This is a genomic window from Solibacillus daqui (assembly GCF_028747805.1).
Classification (GTDB): domain Bacteria; phylum Bacillota; class Bacilli; order Bacillales_A; family Planococcaceae; genus Solibacillus; species Solibacillus daqui.
Map to the genome: position 1 here is coordinate 3,358,508 of NZ_CP114887.1, position 13,326 is coordinate 3,371,833.

Sequence of the window (13,326 nt, forward strand, 5' to 3'; positions counted from 1 at the left end):
TTCATACTTAAACTTCCATTTTCACTTCTAGTACCCAAGGCAGCACTACTTCAAAGCTAATTTCAATGATTGAACCTATCATTACGATAGGTACCATATCAAATTCAGATGTTAACGAAAAACAATGTGTATCCAATACGATATCCCACGCATCTAGTTCCCCTTCAATCACTTCACCGATAATATGATATTTACCTGAATACATTACCGCTGTATTGTTATTAACTTGAAGGCTCTCTAACTGACTTGGCTTAGCTAGGTCAATTCCTAGTTTATTTGCAAACTCAAGTACAACTGGACCCATATGATTTTCACATGCTTCAACAAAATTACGACACTCTTCACTCATACAAAGGTAGCTATTGAATTCAACCGCCATTTTCGTATTTTCTATATCTATCGCTAATAGCCAATCTTCTATTTGTACCATCGCGCTCCTCCTAGGATTGAAAAATCACTTCGATTTGAGTTCCTATTCCTACCTCTGATGTAATTACAAGTTGATGTCCGAGTCTATCACAAATTTCCTTTGCAATATAGAGCCCCATACCAGTAGACTCTCCTGTTTTGCGCCCATTTTCGCCTGTATAAAAAGCCTTTGTCACACGCGAAAGGTCAGCCATTGGAATGCCGATACCTTCATCACGAATAATTAGATGAATATGATGCTCTATTTTTTTAGCTGAAATAAAAATTTTTTTATTTGGCTCAAATGTATATTTCACGGCATTTGTGATGAACTGCTCTAAAAGAAAGCGCAACCACTTCAAATCACTCATGACGACAATCGCCTCATCTACATCCACTTCAGGAAACACACGATTCGCGATAAATAAACGCTTATTGTCATTTACTGCTGTCATTACTGCTGATTTTAATGGAATTTGCACGATTTGCATATCGTCGGAAAAGTTTTCTAGCCTTGCATGCATAAGTACCATCTCTAACCCACGTTTTAATCGTTCGACTTCTTCTTGTACACTTTTTTTATCTAGTTCTTCTTCCTGCTGTAAAAGTAGCTCTAAAATGGATACAGGGGTTTTCATTTGATGTACCCACTGATTCATAAATTTATATTGCCTTGATTGTGTCGCATATAACGTTTGTACTTCATGCTGATAAATTTTATAGAGCTCTGATAAATACTGTTCTGTAATGGCGTACTCAGATGTTTTTGAATCTTTTTGCAGCGCATCCTCCATCCTTACCGGTAACTCTACAATTTTTGCTAAATATCTGCGACGTAGCATATAGCGCACCACTAAAAACGATGTAATTAATAACATACTAATCGCAATAACATAAATGGCCGTACTTACATTTCTTAAGCCATCCAACCAAAAAAGCACAAGTAAAAATGCTATTAATACCATTTGAAATAAAATATAGGAAATATGCTCTCTTATAAATAACTTTATAGCCACTACATTTCCTCCGCGCTTAAAAGAAAGCGATATCCAGCCCCACGCACAGTTTCAATGCTTGATATTATTCCGTAATCTGCTAGCTTTTTGCGCACACGCGTCATATTAACATTCAGCGTATTTTCATCAACAAACGCTTGATCATCCCACAGCTCTTCCAATAACTGATCTCGCGACACGACTTTTGGAGCCTGTCCCATTAACAACCCAAGAATAATACACTCCTTTTTTTGTAGCGGTACTATTAATTCTTTCAATTGTAAATCCATGCGCTCCAAATAAAGTGTGAGCTGTCCTTGAACAACGGTGCGCTCTTCTTGACGTGCCGAATATTCACCGTAAGTACGGCGTAGATGACTGCGAATTTTTGCAAGTACAATTTCATAGTTAAATGGCTTTGTAATAAAATCATCGCCTCCATTTTCTAGCGCAAAGATTTGGTCCATTTCTCCTGAACGTGCCGAAATAAAAATAATTGGGCACTTTGTATATGAACGTAATTTCCGGCACCAATAATAGCCGTCGTATAAAGGTAAATTAATATCTAATAAAATCATATGAGGTGCAAACGCTACGCATTGTTCGCTTATTGTTTCAAAGTCTTGAACTGTCTCCACATCATACTGATACTTCCTCAATGTATCTGCTAGTAATGAGGCGATTTTCGGATCATCCTCTACGATAAAAATCCGATGCTTTTCCATCACCAATGCCTCCTTCATATTTCTAAAATCTGTCTATACAGTTGGTTCTATTGTAACAAAAAAACAGAGCACTCGAAAATACCAGTGCTCTGTTTTATAAATTCAACTTTTATTTTAATAATTAACATTTAGCAAATGTACTAACAGAAAATGGATTAAGTAAAGTGTTACTTATTTTTGCTTTAAGACGAAATTAGCTTTTTTTCAATTACAAAGTTCAATTCATCACACTTCATTCAAACACTTTGTAAAAAAAAACGATTATAGTTTATTGTAGAGTGCCGCGAAGTGAAGGGGCGGACTCCTTGGGGATTAAGCGTGCGCGGAAAATCCACTCTATGGTTGCCGCCGTAGTGGCATGCATAGAGTTAGTTGTAGCCACGCCCCCAGGAACAGTGGAACAAATGCTAAATGCACCACATCGTGTGGCGACGCATTCGTGACCAACATCGTGTTGGCCTCCCGTAGCGTAGCAGAACGGATTTTATTAGATAAACGCTCTTGATTCCAAACTTTGTATTGAAAATTGCTCGTTGAAAGTTAATAAATCAGCTGTAAGAAATCCTCTTCTGTAATCCCACCAAAGTATGTTGGAATATCGAGATCTTTTAGCACTTCCCCGATTGCTGTACGGTCGTACTTTGTACCGATTAAGTGCTGTGCTACTTCTTCTACATCACCAACCCCAAAGAAATCACCGAAAATGGTTACATCTTCAATAATCCCTTTGTTCACTTCTAGTCGAATATCGATGCTACCAGATGGGAAGCGTTTTGTTTTTTGGATATTAAATCGTGGTGATTTACCGTAATTCCACTCCCATAATTGATAGCGATTTTTTGAAATTTCGTGGATATTTTCCCAATCTTCCTCTGTTAGCTCATAGTATTGAATGTTTTCTTCGCCACCGAAAATAGATTTTAAAATTTCGCTGCGGAACTGTTCTACAGTAATTTTTTCAGGTAAAAAATCAATAATGTTCGCTACACGAGATCGAACCGATTTAATGCCTTTTGATTCGATTTTGTCTTGTTTTACTTTTAATGAATTCACAACAGCGTCAATGTCTAAATCAAACATTAATGTGCCGTGACTAAACATACGACCACGCGTTGAGTATTGCGCATTACCAGACACTTTTTTACCTTCAGCTAAAATATCGTTACGACCGGATAATTCAGAGTTTACCCCTAATTTTGCAAGCGCATCTACTACAGGCTGTGTGAATTTTTTGTAGTTGCTGAAGCTGTTTCCATCGTCTTTTGTAAGGAAGCTGAAATTTAAGTTGTTTAAATCATGGTATACTGCGCCACCACCAGAAAGACGGCGAACAACTAAAATATCATTTGCTTCTACGTAGTCTGTGTTAATTTCCTCAATGGTATTTTGATTTTTGCCAATGATAATCGAAGGCTGATTGATATAGAACAGTAAAAAATCATCCTTTTCAATATCCATGTTTTTTAATACGTACTCTTCAATTGCTAAATTAATTCGTGGATCTGTAATTCCTTTATTGTCGATAAAATACAAGATGGTCACTCCTTCACAAATTGTCCATAATTATTTTAACCTAAATTTCCTGTTTTGTGTTGACGAATCTCAACTGTTATAATACAATATAAAATATAAACAGAAGTAATATAACAGACATTTAAAGGAGGCACACACAATGTTAGAAAACGTAGTGGAATTTTTCAAAAACTTACCAGATAAAATTTGCGTATCATGCGGTGATAAAATTGAAGAACAAAGCGAGTGCTACAGCAACAATTGTGAAAAATGCAACTCTCTTTAATTCTTACTCACTGTTTAACTAATCTTTAAATACCTTCATCTTAGACTAAGATGAACCTAAAACGCTTACTTCAAACCATAAGCTCGCTCAAAGCTTATGGTTTTTTTCTGCATAAAACAAGCGCATGGAACAAAAATTCCATGCGCTTGTTTTTTTATGCTTCTGTATGATGTTTTGAATAACGTTTTTTGTGTACTAATGCGAAGTAACCAAATGTAATCACTAAGCATGACAGCATTACGGCTGCTAATAATGACCAATTGAACATTAAGAATGTTGTATCACCTGTTGAAATAGCTGCTTTGAAGCCTTGAACAGAGAACGTCATCGGTAAAATTTTATTAAAGATTTGTAATTGCTCTGGTACTAATTCGATTGGGAATGTACCTGCACTTGTTGTTAATTGTAGAATTAACACAATGATCGCTATAAAGCGGCCAGGGTCACCGAATATTGACACAAGCATTTGAACAATTGCTAGGAAAGTAAAGCTTGTTAAAATTGTTGTCAAAATAAACTGTGGCATGCTATGAACTTCTAGTCCTAATCCCCAAACAACAATAGCTACCGATAATAGTGATTGAATAATACCGACACCCATTAATACAGTCACTTTACTTACAAACCAACTTGCGCCTGTTTTTGGGATAATTGCTGGTTCCACAAGTGGGAAAACAATTGAAATTAATAATGCCCCTACAAATAACCCTAATGAAATAAAGTATGGTGCAAATCCTGTACCATAGTTTGGTACATGGTTTACTGCTTCTTTTTCAACTTCAACTGGAGAACTTACCATATCATACGTATCTTCTGTTGGATTAACATCTGCTTTTTCACCAGCTTCTGATAATTTATCAGTTAATGTAGTAGTTCCATCTTTTAAATCTTTTGTACCATCTACTAATGTAGTAGAACCTTGTGCTAATTCATCTGATTTTTCGGCAAGTAAGCTTGTGCCATCATTTAATTTGTTTGAGCCATCTGCTAAAGTATTTAACCCTTGTGCTAATTCATTTGCTCCTGTTGAAGCACTTGTTGCACCTGCGCTTAATTCATTTAACTTATTAGCGATTGTTGTAGTGCCTTCTGCAAGAGAAGTTGCACCATCTGAAAGTTGAGCAGAATTTTGTTGTAACTGTCCAACACCTGCACTCACTTGTTGTTGACCCGCATATAATTTATCCGCACCCGCGCTAATGGCCGCGATTTTATCGTCTAAACCGTTCGTACCATCATTTAATTGGTTTAAACCACCACTTACTTGTTTACTACCTGCTTGTAATTGTGACAATGCTGTTTTTAATGCGGCTTGATTTTCTTCTGGTAGCGTTGGAATAATTGCTTCTAGCTGAGTAGCTAATTGATCAATGCCTCCTGCTACATTGGTAGATCCATCAGCTAATGCTTTAATTTTGTCATCAATATTGGCTGTGCCCTGTGTTAGTAATGATAAATTTTCTGCTAAATTAGCCTGGCCAGTTGTTAACTCTTTTTGGCCGCCTGCTATTTGAGCAACCCCATTCGTATAGCTCATAATGCCTTGTTGTAAAGCATTAGCACCATCTGCGGCTGTTTGTGCTCCGGCTGCTAATTGTTTACCGCCATCTGCAATTTTTGCTACTCCGGTTGCTAATTCATTAGCACCATCTGCGGCTGTTTGTGCACCCGCTGTTAATGTATTTGTACCTTCTGATAATTCAACTGAACTTGAAGCCAATTGCTCTAAATAACCTTTGAATTCATCTGCACCATCTGCTAATTTTTTTGCACCTTCATCTAATTTTCCAGCGCCATCAGCTGCTTCAACGAAACCGTCACCAAGTTGGGTAATTGAATCGAATAAACTTTCAGCATAGATTGTGGAAACTTGCTTATTTACTTCCGCCTTAATAAGCTCCATTGCAGATTCACCAATTTGAGCACTTAAAAAGTTAAAACCTTCATTTGGAATGTAATCAATCACTAATTTTTGTGGTTGTTCATCTAATAAAGTTGTGGCATGCTCAGAAAAGTTTTCTGGAATTTTAATTAAGATATAATATTTTTGATCTAATAATTGTTGATTGGCATCTTTTGCATCAATTTCTTCAAATTGAAATTGCTTACTATCTACGAGCGTGTCAACTAATATTTGACCCATTTCCATTGTTTCACCGTTCATCGAAGTACCTTTGTCTTCATTGACAATTGCTACGGGCATGCTATCTAAATTTGAGTACGGATCCCAAAACGCCCATAAGAACATGCCACTATACATGACTGGCACGAAAAGTACAGCAATTACAGATATCAGCATTTTTTTTGTTTTAAAAATTTTAAGCCATTCTGCTTTTATCACACTATTTCCTCCTTATAATACCCAATGACCAAAAACGTCACTTGGTCATTTTACTGCAAAAAGAAACTCACTTCAAATGGAAGTGAACGTTACTTTTTCTTTGCTAAACCACGGAAAATTGTTTTACTGAATAAGGTCAAAATCTCTTGTTCTTTAAGTGGCTCATGATGTGTCAACTGCCAATCTACAATAAAGGCTAAATATGATTTGAACAATAAATAAGCTACATGCTCAGGGTTACAATCAATTATTTCATCTTTAGTAATCCCATTACGAATACGCATTGATACATACGAAATAATTTCTGCTTCAATTTTTAAAAGCATTTGCTGTACTTCTGGTGTACGTAGCGCTTTTTCTTCTTCAATCAATTTTGCAAATAGCATATGTCGCTCTCGGAAGTGGAGCATTTTTATTAAGGCGGTATGCGCATTTTGCATAAAACTTGCGTTTGTATCAATAAGTTGATCTGTTTCATGCTTCATCTCGTTAATCAAATGAAATACTACCTCTTGAAATAGCTCTTCTTTATTTGAAAAAAACGTATAAATCGTCCCTTTACCGACATTTGCGATTTTCGCTACCTGTTCAATAGTCGTCGCTTTGTAACCAAATAATGAGAACGATTTTGTAGCTGCTTGTAAAATTTCATATCGACGATCCATAAATCCACCTCCTTAAAACAAAAGTGACCAGAAAACCTTTTCGGTCATCTGGTCATTATTATACACCGTTCATTTTATTTTGCAACAATTAATGATTGTGATCTTCTTCTTTTTCTTTTTCTTTGTCTTTATCCTCGTTTTTATGTTCTGAATGCCCCATAGTGTTTGAGCTTGTGTCTTCTAACACCTTGCTCATATCTGGATTACCTACAACAAGCTCGTGCTTTGGCATGACATGCATACCACGCGCTGTTGTATGAGCGAACATATAGTAAACCCCGTCATGATCGAATGTATAATCCACTGCGTATACACCATCTGACGTTAATTCTCCAATTAGCATTTCTCCTTGTTCACGCATGCCTGATTCCCATACTTCGAATTTCACTTCATCGGCATCATCTACCGCTTCTTCATTTTGCGTAATACGTGCTGCTAATTGAACCGTTTCATTGCTATTTAACTGCGTTGCTGTTTGAATTTCAACTTCAACAATTGCCGGTGCTTCAGTATTGGCATCCGTTTGAAGTTCTTCTTCACCACAGCCAAATAATAAAAACGGTACTGCTACAACACTATAAATCCATTTTTTCATCATGATTCCTCCATTAATGGGAGCGTTACGATTACGCGTGTCCCTTGTTCACTTACGCTTTCAATTTTTAATGTTCCGTTATGTTGTTTGACAATTTGCTCTACAATTGACAGCCCTAGTCCACTGCCACCATCTGCTCGACTGCGCGCCTTATTCACACGATAAAAGCGCTCTGTTACATGAGGTAGGTCTTCTTTTGGGATACCTATCCCAAAATCCTGTACTGTAATTACAGCTTGATTTTCTCGTTTGGACGTTGTAATGATAATCTGTGCTTGCACATGTGAGTAACGAATCGCATTTTCAATCACATTGATCCATACTTGTTGTTGCTTTTGCTCATCGCCAAGTACGATGAGTTCTTCATTAAAATTTTGGATAATTTGAATTTGCTTATTCATTGCTTGTTGGCTCAATAAACAAATCGCATCACGCAGATTCTCGGCCAACACAAGTGGATCAAATTCACTTGCCGTAATATCATCTTTTCGTGCTAGCTGCATTAACTCATTCGTTAAACGTTCCATACGCGACGCTTCTCGTGAAATAATTTGAATAGCCTCTTCTCTTTGTTGCACATCAACTAGTCCATTTTGAATAGCTTCACTATAACCCTTGACATAGCTAATTGGTGTACGCAGTTCATGCGAAACGGTTGCTAAAAAGGATTTTTGCGCTTCATCTTCTCGTTGGATAGCTGCTGCCATTTGGTTAAAAGCTGCTGATAGACTTCCAATCTCATCATTAGATGTAACCATTACCCGTGTTTCATATTGACCTGTTGTCATTTTCCCTACTGCGCGCTGTAATTTTGCAAGTGGCTGCAATATTTTACGCATGCCATAATAAACAAAAAACGCTGCAACTATTAAGAACATCACCGCCCCCGTTACAAGTAAAATCACTTCTTGTTGGGCTAGCTCTGAAATTTTAGCAAGTGGATAATACACATAAATAATACCCTCTAAACGATTTTGGTCTGTGAATGGTAAAATGACAGAAATGATTTGACGTTCAAAACGTTCCTCATAACCTATTTTCGTAACAGCCTTCCCCTGCAACAGCTGCTGCCTTTCATCCACACCAATCAGTGCATCATAATCAATATCAAACGGAACACAGGCACTTAGCTCACGTGGATTACGTACCGCAAAAATTTCAAGATTTGAGTAAGCGGCGTACGCATCAATTTCAGCTATGAGCTCGTCCGTAACTTTTCCACCTGTATATTTTGTTTGCAGTTTTTCGCCTACTTCAATCATTGTGGCCTTCGTATCTTCTACATAAAGTTGCACATATAAAAAGTTTGTAAATATGTACATGAACACTATGGTCGCACTTAAAAACAGTACAATCAGCAACCAAATTTTTGACGACAGCTTTTTCATAAATCCTTTTCAAAGCGATAGCCTACACCCCAAACGGTTTGGATATAGTCGCTTGCTTCCTTTGATTTTTTACCTAATTTAATGCGCAACGTTTTAATATGCGTATCTACTGTGCGCGTGCCACCAGAATAATTCAAATCCCAAATTTGCTCAAGTAACTGTTCACGGGAATACACATTATTCGGATGCTTCATAAACAAATATAGCAGTTCAAACTCTTTTAATGTCAACACAATCAATTCATCCTCTATAAATACTTTGCGCGAAATTTCATCCAGTTTAATTACACCGTGTTGTAGGAACTGTACTTCGGTCTCTTGAATTAGAGTCCCTGTGCGTCTTAATACCGCGTAAATACGTGCTACTAATTCCTCTGCAGTAAATGGTTTTACAATATAGTCATCACCACCAATCATAAGTCCCTTTACTTTATCGTCTTTCGCATCACGTGCCGTTAAGAATATAATCGGTACTTTGTCCATGGTCATGGCATGAATCGCTTTACATACTTCAAAGCCATCTTCACCAGGCATCATGACATCTAAAAGCACTAAATCAATCGAATGTTGACTTATTGCTTGATAGGCTTCTGCCCCATTTTCAGCATGAATCGTTTGGAAGCCTGATTTTACTATTACTAAATCAATGAGCTGACGCATATTATATTCATCATCAACAATTAATATCGTCGTCATTGTTGTCACTCCCTTACTAATAACTGAAATGCACCTTTTCCTGTAGCAACCGTTTCAATAATATTCGCATGCTCTGTTACATAAAGCGTTTGATCATCATAGCCTGCTACAACCAATTGACCATCAAATGAAACAATTGAAAACGGATTAGCCGCAACTTCTTGTTGCCAATTGATAGTTCCATCCAACGAAGTACTATAAATCATATTCGAGCCATGACTAGCAATAATTACTTCTTGTTCCTGCTGTATTAATGTGATCGGCATCACCGGTACAGCAATTTCTTTTTTCACCACACCTGTTGTTAAATCGAATACTTGCACCATTTCGTTTGGCTTACTTCCTTGTCCATGCCCACCTAACCAAAGCTCATTTGTCGCTTCCACTACAAGTGCCCCTTGAGATGAACTTGCAATCAGCCACTCATCAATTGCCTGGAATGTTGTTGTATCAATAACGGAAAGGAATGTATCTTTATAATTCACAACATAAAGCATATTTTCATGCAACGCCATGGACATTGGATAATTGCGTAGCTTCAAACTTTGTTGTAACTCACCCGTTATTGAATAACTTGTTAATTCATTTGTTTTACTATTGGTCAAATAAATGGCATGTGCTTGTTCATCATAAAGTGCATTTGTCGTGCCAACACCTGTTTTCAATTTGACTATTTGCTTCCCTGATGACAGGTCATAGAGTTCGGCCTCGTCAAGTTGATGGCCATAAAGCAAAATTGCGTTTGTTCCAACTAACGTCGCCCCTGTATATGTATTATCCAAATCCCATGTCGCTATCAATGCATAGTCTTCATCATAAAACGTAATCGAAGGTTCTAAAATATTGACAGAAGCTAAAAAACTTTGCTGTTCATCAATTGCATCAAAAACCGATTCATTACACCCAGTCAAAACAAACAGGCAGCATACTAAAAATAATGCTTTAAAAAATTTCATGGCGTAACACCTCGTATTTAAGCGTACTAAATAAATGTGAAATTTGCATGAAATGAAAAGGATAAATTTGTGAAATTTACATACAAAAAACGCTGGACTAAAAGCAGAAACTTTTAATTCAGCGTTTTCGTTCTATTTGAATGGATAAACAATCAATTACGCCTCGGCGATTCGCCCCCCACTTACAAAAATGGACGACTTCAGCTGAAGCAAGTTAAATTGATTATTTCCCCTGTGTAAGCTGCGAGATAATTCGCTCGGCTGTTTCTTTTCCTTGGGATACACAATCCGGAATACTAATGCCTTCATATGAGCTACCAGTCAAATAGACATTCGGAAATTCCTTGCAAAACTGTGCTTTTAATAGCTGAACACGTTCTTCATGACCAATTGTATACTGTGGCATCGATTCTTTCCAACGTGCGACTATCATTAATGATGGCCTCTCATTTAAGCCAATCGCCTTTTTTAAATCCTGTAGCACAATTTTTTCAATTTCACTATCCGACAATTCCACAATCGACTCATCACCGACACGTCCAATATAGACTCGTATTAATTCATGTCCTTCAGGTGCAACATGGTCGAATTTACGATTGCTCCATGTACATGTTGTGATAGCAAAATCACTATTACGAGACACAAAGAAATTCATAGCATCGGTATACTTCTGCACTACTTCTCTATCAAAAGCTAGTGTGACAGTTGCAATCGTTGCGTAATTCATTGTATCCATATTGTGAAGTGTTTCCGAATCCCGGAATATTTTTTTTGTTACATTAAATGGTGTCGTCACAACGATTTGATCAGCTTGAATGGACGTCCCATCATTTAAATACAGCTGTTGTGTTAAATCCGTGTTTTTTTCGATTGTATCCACTTTTAAGCCTTTTAAAATTGTGACGTTTGTTAATGCGGCTTCTAATGATTCCACTATCGTTTCTAATCCACCATCAAACGATTCATAATGAATTTCACCTGGCATATCGAATAGCGCATAAATGCCTCTGCCTGTCTTTTTCATTCCAACTAAAAGGCTTCCATAATCTTTCTCTAACTGGTAAAACTGCGGGAACATAGATTGCATACTTACATGATCGACATCACCAGCATAAGTTCCTGCTATCACAGGTTCGACAAGATTTTCTACCAGTTCCTTGCCGAAACGACGACGGAAAAAGTCACTAATAGGCTCATCCTTCTCATGCGATAATTTTGGTAAAAGTAAATCGCCAGCCGCGCGAATTTTACCACTTAAAGAAAGAAAATTCGAAGTCAACACAGATAAGATTTTAGGTGACCCCCCAAGCAATAAATTACTTGGGATTTGGTGAAGTTTGTTGCCGATTGCGATAAATGTTCGACCGTTATTATTTTGTATAATTTTATGTTCGATTTTTAAATCACGTGCTAAACTATGAACACTGTTACTTGTATCAAAAAACGATTCAGGGCCACGTTCAATTATGTAGCCATTTTTACGAACAGTGTGGATTTTTCCACCTAGACGTAATGACGATTCAATTAACACAATTTCTAATGATAAATCGTCTTCCATCGCTTTTTGCTGTAAATAGTATGCCGTCGTTAAGCCCGTAATTCCACCGCCAACGATTACAATCTTACTCCTTTTTAAAGTCACCTTCATCATCACTCTCTATATTATTTCGCTAATTTTTTATCGATTGCATCTACCATCGCATCGATGAATAACGGATGCGTGTTTGGCATTGCAGGTCGATAATAGCTAGCGCCAATTTCATCACACACTACTTTACACTCAATATCGTTATCGTAAAGCACTTCTAAGTGTTCTGTTACGAAACCAACAGGTGTATAAATGAATGATTTGTAGCCTTTTTGTTCATATAATTCTTTTGTTAAATCTTGTACATCTGGCCCTAGCCATGGTTCTGGTGTTTGACCAGCTGATTGCCAACCTACTTCCACGTTTTCAATATCGGAAGCCGCTTCGATTAAACGAGCTGTTTCGATTAATTGCTCTTCATATGGATCGCCAGCTAATTTAATTTTTTCTGGTAATGAATGGTTAGACACGATTAAGCACGCAGTTTTACGCTCTTCTTCAGTCATTTTTGCTAATTCACCATTTACTGCTTGTTTCCAAAACTCAATGAATTTTGGTTCGTTATACCACGCTTCTACAGAAGTGATATTTAATGTGCCACCTAATTTTTCAGCCGCTTCTTTTGCACGACCGTTATAAGATTTAATTGAGAATGTTGAGAAGTGTGGTGCAAGTACGATTGATACCGCTTCTGTAATGCCTTCGTTCATCATTGCTTCTACTGCATCTTCTACGAATGGCTCGATATGTTTTAAACCAATGAATAATTTATATTCTACTTCGTCTTGTACCTCATTTAAGCGTGCACAAAGAGCCTCTGCCTGTGCTTTTGTCATTTTTGCAAGTGGGGAGATCCCACCAATTGCACGGTAACGCTCCGTTAAATCATCAATATGCTCTTGTGATGGCTTGCGGCCGTGACGAATATGTGTGTAATAACGTTCAATATCTTCTTCTTTATATGGTGTGCCATATGCCATGACTAATAATCCACGTACTTGTTTCATGTTTTATCACCTCAAAATATTATTATCCCGCATTAAAGGTCATTAAGGACGCCCACTTCAAACTGGAAAGTGTTAGGAGACAGGTAAGTGGGGTTCATTGTCCCTAAAAGCCCGATTGGTAAAAGCTAATGCTCAGTGAGGAATGAAGCCCCCCCGCCGAGCAAA

The 13,326-nt window shown here is 37.3% G+C and carries 13 protein-coding genes; 1 reads left to right on the top strand and 12 read right to left on the bottom strand.

The annotated features are described in order from the left end of the window. Positions 1-7: 7 nt before the first annotated feature. The 4 genes from O7776_RS16445 to O7776_RS16460 form a co-directional block, all read right to left on the bottom strand. A complete protein-coding gene (locus tag O7776_RS16445) occupies positions 8-430 on the bottom strand; it encodes a hypothetical protein (RefSeq protein ID WP_274308042.1) in 423 nt (140 codons plus the stop codon). A gap of 10 nt (positions 431-440) precedes the next feature. After that, entirely contained in the window at positions 441-1,424 is a 984-nt protein-coding gene (locus tag O7776_RS16450; protein ID WP_274308043.1) for a sensor histidine kinase, read from the bottom strand. Then, a complete protein-coding gene (locus tag O7776_RS16455; RefSeq protein WP_241369930.1) occupies positions 1,424-2,128 on the bottom strand; it encodes a response regulator transcription factor in 705 nt (234 codons plus the stop codon). Before O7776_RS16455 ends, O7776_RS16450 begins: the two co-directional genes overlap by 1 nt. Positions 2,129-2,668: 540 nt before the next feature. Then, a complete protein-coding gene (locus O7776_RS16460; protein ID WP_241369928.1) occupies positions 2,669-3,661 on the bottom strand; it encodes a lipoate--protein ligase in 993 nt (330 codons plus the stop codon). Between the two features lie 139 nt (positions 3,662-3,800). On the opposite strand from O7776_RS16460, the gene yhfH reads away from it, so the two are divergent. Then, positions 3,801-3,926, top strand: coding sequence for a protein YhfH (gene yhfH / locus O7776_RS16465; protein ID WP_241369927.1), 126 nt, complete (start codon positions 3,801-3,803; stop codon positions 3,924-3,926). 154 nt (positions 3,927-4,080) lie between these two features. On the opposite strand, the gene O7776_RS16470 is transcribed toward yhfH, so the two are convergent. The 8 genes from O7776_RS16470 to hemH all read right to left on the bottom strand — a co-directional run bounded on the left by O7776_RS16470 (position 4,081) and on the right by hemH (position 13,161). Beyond that, complete coding sequence (locus O7776_RS16470; protein WP_274308044.1) at positions 4,081-6,267, bottom strand: YhgE/Pip domain-containing protein; 2,187 nt, start codon at positions 6,265-6,267, stop codon at positions 4,081-4,083. An 89-nt stretch (positions 6,268-6,356) separates the two neighbouring features. After that, entirely contained in the window at positions 6,357-6,932 is a 576-nt protein-coding gene (locus O7776_RS16475; RefSeq protein ID WP_274308045.1) for a TetR/AcrR family transcriptional regulator, read from the bottom strand. A gap of 88 nt (positions 6,933-7,020) precedes the next feature. Beyond that, entirely contained in the window at positions 7,021-7,527 is a 507-nt protein-coding gene (locus O7776_RS16480) for a FixH family protein (protein WP_274308046.1), read from the bottom strand. Beyond that, positions 7,527-8,915 carry a sensor histidine kinase gene (locus O7776_RS16485; RefSeq protein ID WP_274308047.1) on the bottom strand — a complete coding sequence of 463 codons (1,389 nt, stop codon included), beginning with the start codon at positions 8,913-8,915 and terminating at the stop codon, positions 7,527-7,529. Before O7776_RS16485 ends, O7776_RS16480 begins: the two co-directional genes overlap by 1 nt. Next, positions 8,912-9,610 (bottom strand): response regulator transcription factor, encoded by a 699-nt coding sequence (locus O7776_RS16490; RefSeq protein ID WP_274308048.1) that lies wholly within the window; start codon positions 9,608-9,610, stop codon positions 8,912-8,914. Before O7776_RS16490 ends, O7776_RS16485 begins: the two co-directional genes overlap by 4 nt. Before the next feature lie 5 nt (positions 9,611-9,615). Then, positions 9,616-10,566: a YncE family protein gene (locus tag O7776_RS16495; protein WP_274308049.1), complete on the bottom strand. Its 951-nt coding sequence runs from the start codon at positions 10,564-10,566 to the stop codon at positions 9,616-9,618. A 223-nt stretch (positions 10,567-10,789) separates the two neighbouring features. Further along, positions 10,790-12,214 carry a protoporphyrinogen oxidase gene (gene hemG / locus O7776_RS16500; RefSeq protein WP_274308050.1) on the bottom strand — a complete coding sequence of 475 codons (1,425 nt, stop codon included), beginning with the start codon at positions 12,212-12,214 and terminating at the stop codon, positions 10,790-10,792. A gap of 14 nt (positions 12,215-12,228) precedes the next feature. Next, complete coding sequence (gene hemH, locus O7776_RS16505; RefSeq protein WP_241369913.1) at positions 12,229-13,161, bottom strand: ferrochelatase; 933 nt, start codon at positions 13,159-13,161, stop codon at positions 12,229-12,231. Between the last annotated feature and the right edge of the window lie 165 nt (positions 13,162-13,326).